Raw genomic sequence first — 15,993 nt, 5'->3', positions numbered from 1 at the left:
AATATTGGCCACTAGGCCAGGATTGGCGAAAAGTGCCTGCTGGAGAGCACTGCGATGGAGCTCAGCGACAACACCCCGGCTACGTTGTAGCCATGACCGAAGAGCGCCGGAAGACTCGATACGCGCGTGGCCAGGAGCGCCGCGACGCCCTGGTCGACGCCGCCATCGGCGTGATCGGAACACGCGGACTCGAACGCGTCTCGTTTCGGTCCGTCGCCGACGCCGCCGGCTTCCCGCCGTCGACGACCAGCTATTTCTTCGGCTCGGTCGGCGAACTCATCGATGCCGCGATCACTCGAATCGCCGAGAACGTGACGACCAAGGTCACCGCTCTACTCGACGTTGCGCAATCCGGTGGACTCACTCGCGACGATCTCGCCGACGCGATCATGGACCTCGTCTCACTGCTGTCCTCTCCGCAGGACGACGACTCCCTCGTGCAGTTCGAGGCGTACCTCGCCGTGCGTAGACGACCGGAGCTCGCGGATTCGGTGCACCGAATCATGCGGATGATCGAGGAGGCGGCCGAGGCCGCGCTGGGAGCATTCGGCATCGAGGAACCACATCTACCGGCTCGGCACTTCCTGGCCCTGATCGACGGCTACACCCTGCACGAGATCGCCAGGCCGACACCGGGTGGCAATCGGGCCGAGCTGAAGGACGCCCTGCTCCGCGTACTCGACTCGTACGTGCCGCGGGCCTGAATTCGAGGAGGAACGCGTCAGGTGGTTCCGACGAGAAGCGGCACGATGCTGCGGTGCGCGAACGCGAGCAGATCGTCGTAGGTGTCGAGCGGGGCGGCGGCCGACGGGGTCAGCAAGATCGAATGCACGACGCGCACAACGATTTCCGGAGCATCGGGCACGGCAAAGGTATCGGATTCCAGTTCACCCCTGGCAATGTGCGCGGCAGCGTTGATCGCGGACACGAGCAATGCCGATGCGTTCGTGGTCAATTGCTCGAGCACCAACGAACTCTCGGAATCGAACATCTTGATCAACACCGGATTGGTGCGCACCGAGTCGATCGTGGTCGCGAACCCGTGGGCGGCCCGATCCGCGCGTGACGTCTGTTCCGCAGCCGCAGCCGCCACCGCTACCAACAATCGCGACGACTCCCGCGCCATGACGGCCCGCACCAGGTCATCCTTGGACCCGATCCGGCGATAGACGGTAACCCGGTTGATCCTGGCGCGCTTGGCGACGTCGCCGATGGTGGTTCGCGGAATTCCGACCTCACCGAACAGTTCCAGGGCGGCATCGAGGATCGGCCCGTCGTCACCATCTGGATGCATCGTTCGATCCTATCGGCCGTCCAACTCCTACTAAATGCCACATTGTAACACATACTGTTGCTCTGTAGCATCAGGTGACCATCCTGCAGAAACGGAGTTCGGAATGTCTCGGAACAAGGCGGTCGACGCGAACGAGCACTACACGGACGAGTCCTATGCGATCGTCGCGCGCGCAGTGACATTCGACTGGTCCGGCGTTCCACTCCAGTACATCCCCCACGAGTGGTACGCCACCCACTTCTGGAATGTGATGCACCTGGTCCTGCCCGAGGGAGAACGAGCGATGGCGGACGTGTTCGCCCAGGCGCTGCCGTTCATCGACGACCGCAGGCTGCACGAGGAGGTCGTGGGATTCGTCGGCCAGGAAGCAACGCACGCGTCCTCCCACGAGAGCTTCCGCAACTATCTCGTTGCGCACGGAGTGGACATCGAACCGATTCTGCAGCGCATTCGTTTCGCCGTGGGTGTGGTGTTCGGCGACCACGGCCTCACCGGCCGCGCAGGCAAAGCTTGGTTGAACGAACGCCTCGGAATCTACGCAGCGGCAGAGCACTTCACTGCCGTGGTGGGCGAATGGCTGCTCGACAACACCGAATTCGACCGCATCGGCGTCGACCCCACGATGCTCGACCTCCTGCGCTGGCACGGCGCGGAAGAGCTCGAGCATCGCAACGTCGCATTCGACGCGTTCCAGTACGTCGACGGTGGCGGATTCCGTCGTGCCAGAACGGCAGTCGTCGCCAGTGCCGGATTGGCCGTGTTGTGGTTCAGCACCGCCGCGTACCTGTACAAGAACTCGGTTGCGACGCCGCGCACCGGCAGACGCCGAATGCGGGCCCCCTAGCCGATCGCCTTCGCACGCGCGTCGCGCAAGCACTTGATACCGGGCCTGTCGTTCCTGTTGGTACAGCTCGCCCTCTACATCCGCCCGGGCTTCCATCCCTCGAACATGGGCGACATCGACAAGGCCGTGCAGTATCTGGCGATCTCCCCGGCAGCACTGGCGGCCCAGCAGTGACGACCACAGCGCCTCCGGTACACAGCCATCTGGGCGAGGTCGACGTGACGGCACCCGGACTCGGACTGCGGGCCGTCGGTGCCGCGTCCCGCCTCTACGCCAAGCTCGTCACCGATTTTTCGATCGTGACGGCCATGTCCCCGGCGCGGCCCCGGCGAAGCGTCGGATACGAATTCGAGACCGTCGTCGACGAGACGATCGACGAGGCCGAGGACGTTCGCTCACTGTTGTTGTCTCGCAGAGACGGTGCGCCGCTTCCGAACTGGTTGCCCGGCGCGCACATCGACGTCACCACCCCATCCGGTTCGGTGCGGCAGTACTCGCTCGCCGGCCGCCCCGGCGCAGGTGATCGCTACCGCATCAGTGTCCGCAAGATCCCCGGCGGCACGGCATCCACCGAGATTCACACCCTCACCCGCGGCGATGTCCTCCGAGTTCGCGGACCCCGCAACGCCTTTCCGATGGCCGAGGCCGAGCACTACCTCTTCGTGGCCGCCGGAATCGGCATCACCCCCATCCGGGCGATGATCGAACGCGCCGCCGCGGACGGTGCGCGGTGGACGCTGTACTACCACGGTCGCTCTCGGGCGAGTCTGCCGTTCGTCGCCGTGCTGCAGCAGTTGGCCCTGACCTCACGTGGTCATGTGATCGTCAAGACCGACGATGTCGACGGACTTCCGAATCCGGCGGACATCGTCGATCTCGGAATGGGCAACTCCGCGATGTACGTCTGCGGGCCTGCGGCACTGTCGAGCAGGCTTCGTGCCGAGGCGCTCTCGAGTACGGCCGTCCGTGAATTCCACACCGAATTGTTCACGCCCGCAGCGGTGGTGGACGGCACGCCGTTCGTGCTGCAGCTCGCCCACTCCGGCGAGACCGTCGAGGTCGGTGCCCAGGAGACCGCTCTCGATGCCCTCCGTCGATCGAGGCCGGACCAGCCCTATTCCTGCCGCCAGGGCTTCTGCGGAGCGTGCGTGGTCGGTCTCGTCGGCGGACGCGTCGATCACCGTGACCGCGTTCTCGACGCCTCCGAACGCGAGAACTCGCTCACCCTGTGCGTCTCGCGCGGTGCCGTCGACGGCGAAGTTCTCGTCCTCGACCTGTAGAAGGAGCTCGAACTCTCATGACTGCAACACAATCCGGCACGGCGATGCCGCACATCGATGTCGCGATCATCGGCGCGGGATTCGGCGGCCTCGGTGCCGCAATCCGACTCGAGCAGGAAGGCCGCGGTGACTTTCTGATCTTCGAGCGCGACACCGCCGTCGGTGGAACGTGGCACGTGAACACCTATCCCGGCGCGCAGTGCGACATCCCGTCCGCGCTGTACTCCTTCTCGTTCGCGCCCAACCCGGACTGGACGCGGTTGTACCCGCTGCAGCCCGAGATCGAGGCATACCTCAACGACTGCACCGACAAATTCGGGATCAGGGATCGCATCCGCTTCGGCCACGAGGTACTGGACGCAACCTGGAACGACGAGCAGGCCCGGTGGGTGGTGCGGACGAGTGCAGGAACGTGGTCGGCGCGCATCCTCATCGGAGCCCTCGGACCGTTCAGCGAACCGGCCACGCCCAGAATCGAAGGCCTGGAATCGTTCTCGGGCAGTGTGTTCCATTCGGCGAAGTGGGACCACGAGCACTCCGCCGCGGGTCGACGCATAGCCGTCATCGGCACCGGAGCATCTGCGGTGCAGTTCGTTCCGCGCCTGGCCCCCGAGGCCGCGCACCTGACTCTGTTCCAGCGGACGCCGACATGGATTCTTCCGCACCCCGACCGGCCGATCTCCGAATCCGGCAGGTCCGCGCTTCGGAAGTACCCCCGGGCCCAGCGGGCCATGCGCCGGCTGTTCGATCTGTTCCAGGAAGCGTTGGTACCCGGACTCATCGGCCATCGCTCGTTGCTGGCACCGCTCACGGCCATGGGGCGTGCCCACCTGCGTCGTCAGGTCAAGGATCCTGTTCTTCGCGAGAAGCTCACGCCCGACTACGAATTCGGCTGCAAGCGACCCACCTTCTCGAACAAGTTCTATCCCGCACTGTGCCGAGAGAACGTCACGGTCGAGACCACCGGCATCGCTCGGATCGTGCCCGAGGGCATCGTCACCACCGACGGGACCGTGCACGAGGTGGATGCGATCGTTCTCGGGACGGGATTCACCGTGTCCGGCCACACCGGCTTTCGGCGCATCGTCGGCCGCGACGGAAAGTCGTTGGCGGACAAATGGCCCGACGGCGAGATGTCGTCGTACCGGGGTACCACGGTGCACGGCTTCCCGAACTTCTTCATGCTGCTCGGCCCCAACTCGGTGGTGTACACCTCGCAGGTGGTCACCATCGAGGCTCAGGTGAACTACATCCTCGCGGCGTTGCGCGCCATGGACTCCAACGCGATCACGGCGCTCGAAGTGAGCATGCGCGCGCAGTCGACGTTCGTCGAACACACCGACCGCACGCTCGCGGGATCGGTATGGAACTCCGGCGGGTGCAGCAGCTACTACCTGAGCCCGTCGGGTCGAAACGTGACGTACTGGCCCGGTTCGGTGCGCAACTTCACCCAGCGTATGTCGACGATCGATCTCGGCCACTACCACTGGCGCAGTGTGGATTCCCCGGCCGATACCGAGCTCGTGACGACGAAGGACCTCGCATGAAGAACCGAATCGACCTGGCCGGGAAAGTGGCGTTGGTGACCGGTGGAGCGCGTGGAATCGGAGCCGCGTCGGTCGCGGAATTGGTATCCGCGGGAGCCTTGGTGGCTGTGGTCGATCGAGACTTTCCGCCGGACGCTGCGCGATCCGAACGGATCCTGCTGCTCACCGGTGACGTCACCGATCCCGACGCGATGGCGGACTGCGTGGCCGCGACGGTGAGCGAATTCGGCGGTCTCGACATCGTGATCGCCAACGCCGGCATCACGCCCCCGCCCGCCACCATCAGGACCGTCGACCGCGCAGTTTTCGACTCGGTGATGGCCGTGAACTTCGGTGGCGTGCTCAATATCGTGCGCGCTGCGGCCGACGAGATCGTCGCGAGCGGTGGCCACATTCTGCTCGTATCGTCCTGTGCCGCTTTCACTCCCGGCATGGGCGGGTCTGCTTACATGGTGAGCAAAGCGGCGGTCGAACAGCTCGGCCGCGCGCTACGAATCGAACTCGCGGCCGTGGGCGCAACAGCGGGTCTGGCGTACTTCGGTGTGGTGGATACCGATCTGGCCCGCAACACCCTCGACAGCGATCCGATGGGCCGGCGGATCGGCGGGTTCCTACCGTGGCCGCTGAACCGGCGTCTGCCCTCGCAACGCGCCGCGGAGTTGCTCGTGCACTCGGTCCGCACGCGTCGGGCCCGACTCATCGCGCCGTCCACCTGGACGCCGTACTTCTGGTTCCGCGGAGTTCTCAACCCGATTCTGGAACGCAGACTCGTCAAGGACCGCGCGATCGCCGAGATCATCCGGGATCTGGAGAAGACGCACGCACGCTGAGTCTCGCCAGCGCGTGCACTGGCTGCTAGTCGCTGTCCCCGTCCACGCTGGGTACGTCACTCATGGGCGGTAGCGATCGCGCGCACAGGTCGCGTGCGTCGGTGTCGGATACTCCAAGGGCGAGCAGAACGCCGTAGGCCATCCGGTCGACGGACTCGACGTCGCTGCGCTCGGGTTGCTCGAGCAGTAGCTGCCCCATGCCCAGCAATGCGCCCGCCACCAGCGCCAGAGACAGCTGGAGGTCCGGTACCCGAAAGTAGCCTGCGGCGTCTCCGGCCTGGATGTCTCTGGCCGCCCGCGGACCGAGACCGTGTTGCGAGGTGATCAATTCGGGGCCGGAGTGGATGAGTACGCGGCTCAGTTCCGGCTGCAACCGGAACAGACGACCTGCGATTCGGAAGGACCGGGTGAAGGCTTCCGCCGGGTCGGCCGAGCTGTCGGTCAACGAATCGAGATAGTTGCCCAGCAGTTCCAGGGCACCGTCGACCGCGGCCTGGAACAGCTGCTCACGGCTGACGAAGTGGTTGTAGAAAGACCCCATCCCGACGTCGGCAGCCTGGGTGATCTCCGCGATCGGAGCGTTCAGTTCGCCGCGGGCGATGAATCCTTGCGCCGCTGCGATCAGCGCGCCGCGCGTGCGCGCTTTGCGCCGCTCGAGCCGATTCGGGGTCTCTGTCATGTTCCCTACTTCTGTCTGCGCTGGTCGACGCCCTGACCCTTCCTCACCGCTGACGAATTTGTCAATACTATTGACTGACGCCACACTCATAGGTGACGATATTGTCACCAACGAGGGAGGGCTTCATGGGACACGACGTCGACGGCCACAAGGACATGCACGTGGACCAAGGCGCACTCCCCGGCGAGCACCCCGGTCGCGCGAAAGATCCGATCATCAAAGTTCGGGACATCGCCTGGCTGGAGTTTCGCAAGCCGGATCTGATCAAGGCCGAGGCATTCGCCGTCGCCTTCGGTTTCACCGTCTCGCTCCGCACTCCGGAGGAGATCCATCTGCGCGGCACTCAGGTCGGCGCACCGTGCGTGATCATCCGCCGCGGTAAGAGAACACGCTTCGTGGGCGCAGCCTTCGCCGCCGCAGACGACGGCGACCTCATGAGATTGGCCGAGGCCACCGGGCAGCGGGTCCAGCGCCTACCCGACACACTCGGCGGTGCCGCGGTCACTCTCACCGACCCGGGCGGGCAACCCGTCCAGGTGGTGTCCGGGTACACCGAGCATCCCGAACTTCCCGGCCAGGAAGCGCACACCTACAACTTCGGTGATCCCCGCTACCGCCTCAACGCGACGCAACGCCCACCGCGTCAGCCCGCCCGAGTCCAACGCCTGGGACACGTGGTGCTCCAGCGCACCGGCTACCTCGAGAACCTGGACTGGTACCTGCATCACCTCGGCCTGATCGTCAGCGACTTCCTCTACTACGACGGTCAGCGTGATCGCGGTCCGGTGATGAGTTTCATCCGCTGCGATCGCGGCAACACTCCGTCCGATCATCACACTCTCGCAATGACTCTCGGCCCGTCCAACCGGTATGTGCACTCCGCCTACCAGGTGTCGGATCTCGATGCCATCGCCGCGGGCGGCGAGTACCTGACCCAACGCGGGTACCGGCATTCGTGGGGTATCGGCAGGCACATCCAGGGCAGCCAGATCTTCGACTACTGGCGTGATCCCGACGGTTTCCTGGTGGAACATTTCAGCGACGGCGACATGTTCGACAACTCCCTCGAACCCGGCTGGGCCCCGATGACGGCGTCCGGGTTGGCTCAGTGGGGGCCGCCCGCGTCGAAGGACTTCCTCGGAATCGCCCCCAGCAGAGCGTCATTGCACGAACTGAAATCGATCTTCTCCTCACTGCGCAACGACAACGAGTTCGACACCGATCGCCTTCGCGGCCTGATGAAAGTGGCATCCTCATGAGCATCGCTGTACTCCGCACCGCCGACGCCTGGTGGGTCGAAACCCCTGCGGGCGCGTCACGCATCGACACCTCGGCGGTGAGCACCGCCGAGCTCCTCGCCGATCGGCCTGCCATCGAATCCGCCTGCAGCGCAACCGATGTCGTTGCCGTGGAAACACTGTCGTTGATCTCGCCGGTGACGGCTCCCTGCCGCGTCATGGCGAACATGACCAACTACGTCTCCCACGTCAAGGACTCGGGGATGAACCCCGACACCGTTCCGCTGACGTTCTTTCGCAAGACCTCCGGTTCCATCAGCGGACCCACCGACGACGTCGTCAAGCCGCCGCACGTGAAGCTGCTCGACTACGAGATCGAGATCGGACTCGTGTTCGGCAAGACGCTCACCGTCGGAACCAAGGTCGACGCCTCCAACGTGGCCGAGTACGTCGCCGGCCTCGTGCTCACCAACGACGTCTCTGCCCGCGACGTCCAGTTGCCGAAGACTCAGTTCTACGAGGGCAAGTCGTATCCCACCTTCACTCCGGTCGGGCCGCGCCTGGTCCTTCTGGAGGCCGGTGAGTTCGACCGGTTCGGCGAACTCGCCCTCACCCTGCGGGTCAACGGCTCCGTGCGACAGAACAGTACGGTCGCCGACATGATCTTCCGCCCGGTCGAGTCGCTGAAGGCGCTGAGCAAGTTCCAGCGGGTCGACCCGGGCGACCTGCTGCTCACCGGTACTCCTGGCGGCACCGCATTGAAGGCCCCCGCCAAGCCGATCGAAATGATCGGATCGCTGGTTCCCCCGTCGGTCAAGTGGAAGGTCTTCTTCAAGAAGCAGGCCAAGAATCCCGCGTTCCTGAAAGACGGCGACGTCCTCGAACTGACCTGCTCGACTCCCGACGGAGCCCTCGATCTGGGAGTCCAGCGCACCCGGGTCTCCTACCGATGACCGGTACCGAGTCCGACGGCAGACACTTTCCCGTGCTGATCGTCGGAGCCGGTCCGACGGGCATGACCGCTGCGTTGCTGTTGGGCCGGTACGGCGTGCCCTGCCTCGTGCTGGACAGGTGGGAAGACGTCTACCCGCAGCCGCGGGCAGTTCATCTCGACGACGAGGTGTACCGCATCCTCGGCGATCTGGGCCTGGCCGAGGACTTCGCGGCCATCTCGCGTCCCGGTCGCGGACTGAGGTTGTGCACCAGGGACATTCGAACCCTGGCCGAGTTCGAGCGCGATCCCGACGATCGACCGCACGGCTACCCACAGGCCAACATGTTCGATCAACCCGAACTCGAGCGTCTGATGCGTTCCCACATCACGCGTTACGACTCCGTGCAGATGCGTGGCGGATGCGAGATCACCGATGTGCAGAACCTGACGGATTCGGTTCGGGTCCGGTACGACTCGACCGAGGACGGGACGCCACATTGGGTGACCGCCGACTACGTCCTCGGCTGCGACGGTGCCAACAGTGTGGTGCGCAGGTCCATCGGCTCTAAAATGGAGGATCTCGGTTTCGAGCAGCGATGGTTGGTCGTGGACATCGAGACCGACGTCGATCTCGAACAGTGGGACGGCGTGCACCAGGTGTGCGATTCCGAGCGATCGGCGACGTACATGCGCATCGGCCCCACCCGCTACCGCTGGGAGTTCCGGATGCTCGACGGCGAGACCCTCGACGAGTTCACCGATCTCTCGGCCATCCACCCTTTCATCGCACCGTGGTTCGTTTCCGGCGAGATCCCGGACATGAAGCTGATTCGCAGCGCGGAGTACACCTTCCGTGCACAGGTGGTCGACCGGTGGCGTGATCGCCGGGTGTTCCTGCTCGGCGACAGCGCGCATCTGACGCCGCCCTTCATCGGGCAGGGGATGGGCGCGGGGCTCCGAGATGCGCGCAATCTGGTCTGGAAGCTCGTCGGCGTGCTCGACGGGCATCTGAAGGAGACCTCGCTCGACAGCTACGAGACAGAACGAAAGACGCACGCCAAGCAGATGATCGAGTTGGCAGTCGCGATCGGATGGGCCATGACCGGCGGCAGCCGGCTCACCGGCATCATGCGCGCGAACATCGCACCCGCTCTCGGCTATCTGCCGTTCATCGGCGAGAAGGTCACCGCCAGCACCACCCCGCCACTCGCTCGATCGCCGTACGTGCTGCGTTCACCCGTACCGGTTCGCACACTGGCCGGAAAGCTCTGCCCCAACAGCCCGTTGGACGGCGGAGCTCGTCTGGACGACCTCGCACCGGGCCGGTTCCTGTTCGTCTCGTCGACACCCCTGGCCGTCGGGCACCGTCGAGAGATCGAACGCCGCGGAGCCGTCGTCGTCGAGGTTGCGGCGTCGTCGGAGCTGGGGGTCTGGCTGCGCCGCGGCCACGCTGTCGCCGCCATCGTGCGGCCGGACCGCACGGTCATGGCGTCGGGCACCTCGGTGCCGTCCCTGCACACCAAAGTGCCGACCACAGCTTTTCGCAGGACAGAATGCCCGGCACCTGTCGCGACGAAGCCGGCACCTACCCGCACCGTGAACAAGAGGCGTAGATGAACACTGCAATAGTCACCGGAGCGACGTCCGGAATCGGCGAGGCCGTCGCCGAGGTTCTGATCGCTCGCGGCTACCACGTCATCGGAACGAGCCGCGACAGCTCCTCGGTGGCGAACCCGATACCCGGCGTCGACTACCGCGACCTGGATCTGACCGACCCGGCATCGATCCGGCGGTTCGTGGACGGCATCGCCGACACCCCGGTGAATGTGCTGATCAACAACGCAGGCGAAAGCCAGTGCGGCCCAATCGAAGAGCTGCCCATCGAGGCGATCACCCGACTGTTCCAGCTCAACGTCTTCGGAGCGATCGAGTTGACCCAGGCCGTGCTGCCGGGCATGCGAGATCGTGGCAGCGGAAAGATCGTCAACATCGGGTCGATGCTCGCGAGCTTTCCGCTGGCCTACCGCTCGTCGTACGCCGCCACGAAGGCCGCGATCAAGGGGTTCTCCACGGCCGCGCGCTACGAGCTCAAGCCCTACGGAATCGACATCACCACAGTCGAGCCCGGGGCCATCGCCACCGGGCTCTCGGCCCGTCGAACCAAATACTGCGGCCCGCATTCGCCGTACCTCCGTGACTTCACCACGGTGATCTCACAGCTGGACGCCAAAGAGGCCGAGGGGATCACGGCAGAGACCGTCGCGCTCACCGTCCTCAAAGCCGTCGAGGACAAGAAGACGCTGCCCATCTACGCGGTCGGCAGCAATGCTCCGGCGGTGTTCCTCGCCCAGCGATTACTGCCGCGCACGGTGCTGGAATTGTTCACCGCACGCGCCTACGGACTGCCCAGCAAGCGACCGGTGAACTAGCGAAACAGGTTCGCGACGAACGGAATCGTATCGGCCTGCGACTGAACGAAGGCTCCACTGTGGTCGGTGTTGTAGGCCCTGAACGTCACGGGCTGACCGTTGGCCGTCAGACGGGCGACGTAGGCGGCGGTGGTCGGGAACGGAACGTCGATGTCCTGCAGTCCGTTTCCCATGAAGAAGGGCTTGTCGAATCCCGTTTCGGGCATCGCCATGTAGTCGTCGAGCACGGCGGCGAAGTTCGGCAGACCGGTCAGTGGTGCCGTGAAGAAGTCACCGATCGTCACACCGTCGAGTTGTGCCTCGAAGTCCGTCACGCACGTCGTCTCGGCCAGGTCTGCGTACTTCTTCCCGAGCGGAGTCAGGATGTCGTCCAGCCCGAGCTCGGGATGCGCGTAGCGCAGCGACGCGCCGATGTACGCGACGTAGGCGGTCAGGCCCGACGGTAGTGCCACCGGCGGTACGCCCGGTCCACCGATCGAGATCAACTTCTCGATGTACGCGGGAGTTCCGGTTCCGACGGCACCGCGGTAGTCGAGATCGGGGCCGCCGAACTCGGTCGCGTACCGAGCGGTGTAGATCGCAGCGCCACCGCCCTGCGATTGGCCGACGGCCACCCAGGATCGCGAGAGGTCCTCACTGTAGTTGCGGCCCGCCTTGACCATGTCGACCACGTTGTGCGCCGTGGTTCGACCGTCGAGATACGTTGGCAATCCAGGTGTTCCGAGGCCGGCATAGTCACTGGCGACGATGGCGTAGCCCTGCGCGAGCCAGTTCGCCAGGTACGGAAGATCCCGCGCGGCGTACGTCGGACCGATCAGAGACGGCGCACACGCGTCGCCGAGCCCGGAAGTGCCGTGGGCCCACGAGATCACCGGCCAGCCACCCTCCGGCGCAGTTCCCGGCGGTAGGAAGACGGTGCCGGTGCTCAGAGCCTTCTCACCGAAGGTGTCGGTGGTGACGTAGGTGAGCACCTCGGCCGAGGCCGCGCCGGGAATCCAGAGGTTTCGGTCCAGATCGCGAGTCGAGACGACGTCACCGATCTCCTGAGTGATAGCCGGTGCAGCGGAAGCAGGTACGGCCAGCAGCGCCGTAACCATGCTCGACGCGAGCGCCGCGGCAACTGCGAGGACACCGATCCGACGCCGAGAGTTCACTGGTTCTCCATTTCGTTCGAGTGTGTGAAGCCACCGCGTTCGTCGATGCGCGCCACCTTGTAATACACGACCGCTCCGATCCACACGACGAAGAACGTGCCGACGACGAGTTGGCCGGCCACATTCAAATCGACGACGGCCAGCGCGTCCCACAGTCCGCCGGTCAGCCCGTACTGCTCGGCGAGCAGGGTCAAGAGCTGCACCGTGCCGATCACCAGAGCAACGAAGACGGACAGTCCCGTCATCGTCATGTTGTAGTAGATCTTGCGCACCGGCGTCACGAACGCCCAGCCGTACGCCTTGGACATGAAGATGCCGTCGATGGTGTCCATGGTGGTCATGCCCGCGGCGAACAGAACCGGCAGCGCGATGATCGCCATCGGCGGCAGTCCTCCTGCCATGGCCGTCGTGCCTGCGACCGCGAGCAGACCGACCTGGGTGGCGGTATCGAATCCCAGCCCGAACAGCAGACCCAGCGGGTACATCTGCCACGAGTGGTCGATCAGCTTGTCGTATCGGCCCCGGAACAATCGGTTCATCAAGCCGCGCTTGGCCAGCAACTCGTCGAGTCCGGCTTCGGTGAACTCACCTCGTTTCGCGCGTCGCCAGACTCCGACGATTCCCGCGAGCACTGCGATGTTCAACGCCGCGATGAGATACAGAAACGTTCCGGACACCAGCGTGCCGATGATGCCGCCGACTCCGGCGAACGTGTCCTGGAACGCCGTCGCCTGCGACGCCACGAAGGCAATCGCGGCGACGAACACGAAGACGACGGTCGAATGACCGAGTGAGAAGAAGAGCCCGACGGCCAACGGCCGCTTGCCCTTCTGCAGTAGAAAGCGGGTGGTGTCGTCGATGGCGGCGATGTGATCGGCGTCGAAGGCGTGCCTGAGCCCGAGGGTGTACGCCAACACGCCGGCTCCGGCGTAGACCAGCGTGCCGTCCGCTCCGGTGAGGTTGTGGATACTCGGAATGGAGTTGTAATGGGTGAACAACCCCCACCCGATCACGTGCAGAGCGGCCACGACTCCGGCCATGGCCAGCAGGCGGGGGATCTCGTCGGGAGTGAATCGACTCTGCCGCCGGCCGACCTCGGCGCGCGATAGCTCACTCGTCATGAAGAACATTGTGACCGACGACAACGAATTACTCTTCCCGCGCAGCCTCGGCCAGGACGCGCGTCGAGTCCCGTTCCACGGACCAGTAGGCCAGGAGGGCGAACACTCCCCCGATCGCCAGCAGCGGAAGAAGCGGAATCAGGCCGACGGTGAGTGAATCCGCCGCGTCGGACACCACACCGACCATGAGCGGCCCGACGGCACCACCCGCGGTCGCGGCGATCTGCAGCATGCCGAATCCGAGACCCCGATCGCGTGCCGGAACCACATCGGCGACACAGGCGGTGAGCGTGGGAAGGGCGAAGGCCGAGAAGAAGGCGAACACGGTGAGCAGAACGACGAACTTCATCGTGGAGTTCATGCCGAGCGCGATCGACATGAACACACTTCCCACCAGAATTCCGCTACCGCCCAGCAGTACTCGCCACTGCGCGAGGCTGGTGCCGACGACGGCTCGACGGGTTGCCATCGCCGCGACGAGCGTGCCGAACACGATTCCCAGCAGTGTCATTCCTCCGCCCGCCGTCGCGGCGGCCGATTCGGACAGGCCGTACCGGCGTTGCAGCAGGCTCGGCAGCCAGAAGGTCAGACCACCGATCGACAGACTCATGACCGTCAGAGCAGCGCCGGTAAACCACAGCGTTCGGATGGGCAGCAGTCGGCGCAGCTGGGTGGCAAGCGGTCCGGACGGCGTAGGAGTCTGCGCACTCGGGTCTGCGCGGGCCGCCAGCCGGTCTGCGTATCCGCGTTCGGGCTCTTTCAGACGCGAGACGAGAACTGCGACAAGCAGTCCCGGGATCGTCATGACCATGAACGCCCCGCGCCAACCCAGCCAGTCCGCCAGCACACCACCCAGGACTATGCCCGCCCCGCCCAGGTACGCCGAGGTCCGCCACCAACCGAACGCAGTGGATCGCGTTGCAGGCGGGTAGAAGTCGGCAAGAAGGCTCGCACTCGCCGGGTTGTCCACGGCCTCCGCGGCGGCAAGACCGACCCGCACGAGGTAGAAGATCAGGAAAGTGGGTGCCAGCGCCGAACCGAGAGTCGCCAGAGACCACAGAACGACGACCCAGGTCACGATCCTGCCGCGATCGTGACGGTCGGCGAGGTATGCAGCCGGTATCGCGAGGACACCCGCGGCGATCGCGGATGCACTGGGCAGCGATCCCGCCACCGCGTCGCCGAAACCCCATTCGTCCTGCAGCTGAGGAAGAACCGCGGCCACGAGGCTGAATTCGATACGGTCCACGAAGGCCACGAGCACCAACACGATCGCCGGTCCCCAGCCGAACGGCAGGACTGCAGAACCGGGCCCGGTTCGCAACGTCCCGATGGTTCGCCAACGATTGCCGCGATCGACCGTTGTACCTCGATCGATACCGGTCGCCATGTGTCGTCCCCCGATTCAGCGTTGTGCGGCGAATGACGAGTGACCCCAGTGTGCACCTTTTCGGAAATTCTCAACATCGGTTGATGTCTCTGTAAATTCCCACGAACATGCTGACAGGTCACAACGCGGAAGCGGATATTCAGGGCTCTCGCCACGGCAGGATGAGACGGCCGGAAACGAAAAGAATTGGGACGGTGTTCATGTCACGGGTGAGAATCGCGATGTGCTTGCTCGCGGGGCTGGGATCCTTCGCGATCGTCGTCGCTCTACTTCTGCCCACCCTCGTGTACGACCGCCTGGCGGTGACTCCACTCGACATCGACGCCACCACGGTGGCCACCACCGCAGACGGTGCGGGCGGTGAGGTCCTCGACTCGACGACGATCACCGGACCCGGCCCTCTCTCCATCGCGACGGATGTACCCCTCGTTCTCCAGCGGTACATCACCGTCGAGGATCCCTCCGACGCAGACCGCGTCACCTTCCAGGCGGGAGCGACCGTGAGACGCGCCGACCGCGACGGTGACGCGGGCCTGCTCACCGCCTCGGTGGATCGGGTGACGAGCGACCGGCGCACCGGACTACCCGTCGAGCCTGCCGGATCCTTGCAGACCACACTCGACTCGCCGGCTATTCCTCTGCCGCGCACAGGCTTACAGCATCGCTTTCCCTTCGATACCCAGCCGATCACGTACACGGTCTACGACGCGACGGCGTGGACGAGCTTCGAGGCGAACTTCGTCGAGGAGCTCACCATGGAGGGGCTGCCGATCTACCACTTCCGATCGATCGTGACCGAAGCCGACCTCTCGACCACCACGCAGTCGCCGATCAACTCGGTGACCCTCCCGGCATCGAAGTGGGGATTGGGCGACGGGGACGAGCCGATCACGATGAAGCGCTGGTACTCGAACGTGCGCGACATCTACGTCGAGCCCACGAGCGGGAGCCTGGTATGGGGACAGGAAACGCCGTACCAGTACTTCGCGAGAGATCCGAAGGTCCCCGAGGTGACGATCTTCAAGGCCTCACTTGCCCTGGACGAGACGGGTCGGCTCGAGCAGGTGGCCTCGGCACGCGACGCGGCCAACAAGTTGGCCTGGGTGACCTCCCGGGGACCGCTCCTGGGATACGCGGTCGGTGGAGTGTGCCTCGCCGGTGCCGTTGCCGCCGGAGTGGTCGGATCCCGTCGCGCTCGTTCGCCCGAGCCCACCCACCGACAGGCACAGCAAGCCGAGCGCGCGTCGGTGTAG

14 protein-coding genes and 1 pseudogene are annotated in these 15,993 nt (G+C 65.0%); 10 read left to right on the top strand and 5 right to left on the bottom strand.

Going from position 1 to position 15,993, the window contains the following annotated elements:
• Positions 1–92 precede the first annotated feature (92 nt).
• Positions 93–704 (top strand): TetR/AcrR family transcriptional regulator, encoded by a 612-nt coding sequence (locus QM590_RS09695; RefSeq protein WP_269594735.1) that lies wholly within the window; start codon positions 93–95, stop codon positions 702–704.
• A gap of 17 nt (positions 705–721) precedes the next feature.
• Here the strand turns inward: QM590_RS09695 and QM590_RS09690 are convergent, their stop codons facing one another.
• A complete protein-coding gene (locus tag QM590_RS09690; RefSeq protein WP_269594736.1) occupies positions 722–1,294 on the bottom strand; it encodes a TetR/AcrR family transcriptional regulator in 573 nt (190 codons plus the stop codon).
• Positions 1,295–1,397: 103 nt separating this feature from the next.
• On the opposite strand from QM590_RS09690, the pseudogene QM590_RS09685 reads away from it, so the two are divergent.
• The 4 genes and pseudogenes from QM590_RS09685 (at position 1,398) to QM590_RS09670 (ending at position 5,795) form a co-directional block, all read left to right on the top strand.
• Positions 1,398–2,312: pseudogene (locus QM590_RS09685) on the top strand (metal-dependent hydrolase).
• Complete coding sequence (locus QM590_RS09680; RefSeq protein WP_269594737.1) at positions 2,309–3,418, top strand: PDR/VanB family oxidoreductase; 1,110 nt, start codon at positions 2,309–2,311, stop codon at positions 3,416–3,418. Before QM590_RS09685 ends, QM590_RS09680 begins: the two are co-directional and overlap by 4 nt.
• Positions 3,419–3,435: 17 nt before the next feature.
• A complete protein-coding gene (locus tag QM590_RS09675; RefSeq protein WP_269594738.1) occupies positions 3,436–4,965 on the top strand; it encodes a flavin-containing monooxygenase in 1,530 nt (509 codons plus the stop codon).
• A complete protein-coding gene (locus QM590_RS09670) occupies positions 4,962–5,795 on the top strand; it encodes an SDR family NAD(P)-dependent oxidoreductase (RefSeq protein WP_269594739.1) in 834 nt (277 codons plus the stop codon). Before QM590_RS09675 ends, QM590_RS09670 begins: the two co-directional genes overlap by 4 nt.
• Before the next feature lie 25 nt (positions 5,796–5,820).
• Here QM590_RS09670 and QM590_RS09665 read toward each other — a convergent pair whose 3' ends face one another.
• Positions 5,821–6,474 (bottom strand): TetR/AcrR family transcriptional regulator, encoded by a 654-nt coding sequence (locus tag QM590_RS09665; protein ID WP_269594740.1) that lies wholly within the window; start codon positions 6,472–6,474, stop codon positions 5,821–5,823.
• Between the two features lie 125 nt (positions 6,475–6,599).
• Between QM590_RS09665 and QM590_RS09660 the strand changes: the two genes are divergently transcribed.
• The 4 genes from QM590_RS09660 to QM590_RS09645 are packed head-to-tail and all read left to right on the top strand — an operon-like array spanning position 6,600 to position 11,075.
• Positions 6,600–7,733 carry a VOC family protein gene (locus QM590_RS09660; RefSeq protein ID WP_269594741.1) on the top strand — a complete coding sequence of 378 codons (1,134 nt, stop codon included), beginning with the start codon at positions 6,600–6,602 and terminating at the stop codon, positions 7,731–7,733.
• Entirely contained in the window at positions 7,730–8,665 is a 936-nt protein-coding gene (locus tag QM590_RS09655; protein ID WP_269594742.1) for a fumarylacetoacetate hydrolase family protein, read from the top strand. The genes QM590_RS09660 and QM590_RS09655 overlap by 4 nt, the downstream gene beginning before the upstream one ends.
• Entirely contained in the window at positions 8,662–10,263 is a 1,602-nt protein-coding gene (mhpA, locus tag QM590_RS09650) for a bifunctional 3-(3-hydroxy-phenyl)propionate/3-hydroxycinnamic acid hydroxylase MhpA (protein ID WP_269594743.1), read from the top strand. Before QM590_RS09655 ends, mhpA begins: the two co-directional genes overlap by 4 nt.
• Positions 10,260–11,075: an SDR family oxidoreductase gene (locus QM590_RS09645; protein ID WP_269594744.1), complete on the top strand. Its 816-nt coding sequence runs from the start codon at positions 10,260–10,262 to the stop codon at positions 11,073–11,075. The genes mhpA and QM590_RS09645 overlap by 4 nt, the downstream gene beginning before the upstream one ends.
• On the opposite strand, the gene QM590_RS09640 is transcribed toward QM590_RS09645, so the two are convergent.
• The 3 genes from QM590_RS09640 to QM590_RS09630 are packed head-to-tail and all read right to left on the bottom strand — an operon-like array spanning position 11,072 to position 14,740.
• Positions 11,072–12,172, bottom strand: a complete 1,101-nt coding sequence (locus QM590_RS09640; protein ID WP_269594775.1) for a lipase family protein — start codon at positions 12,170–12,172, stop codon at positions 11,072–11,074. The genes QM590_RS09645 and QM590_RS09640 overlap by 4 nt on opposite strands.
• Before the next feature lie 53 nt (positions 12,173–12,225).
• Entirely contained in the window at positions 12,226–13,350 is a 1,125-nt protein-coding gene (gene nicT, locus QM590_RS09635) for a Nickel transporter NicT (protein ID WP_269594745.1), read from the bottom strand.
• 28 nt (positions 13,351–13,378) lie between these two features.
• The gene (locus QM590_RS09630) at positions 13,379–14,740 is read right to left on the bottom strand and encodes an MFS transporter (protein WP_269594746.1); all 1,362 of its coding nucleotides are present in this window, start codon (positions 14,738–14,740) and stop codon (positions 13,379–13,381) included.
• Positions 14,741–14,940: 200 nt separating this feature from the next.
• Here QM590_RS09630 and pgfA point away from each other — a divergent pair, with 200 nt between their 5' ends.
• The gene (gene pgfA, locus QM590_RS09625; protein WP_269594747.1) at positions 14,941–15,993 is read left to right on the top strand and encodes a cell envelope lipid trafficking protein PgfA; all 1,053 of its coding nucleotides are present in this window, start codon (positions 14,941–14,943) and stop codon (positions 15,991–15,993) included.

The sequence above is a fragment of the Rhodococcus sp. IEGM 1372 genome, from assembly GCF_030056835.1.
Taxonomy (GTDB): domain Bacteria; phylum Actinomycetota; class Actinomycetes; order Mycobacteriales; family Mycobacteriaceae; genus Rhodococcoides.
The sequence above is the reverse complement of the archived record's forward strand: the minus strand, read 5'-3'. Positions and strand labels throughout refer to the sequence as shown.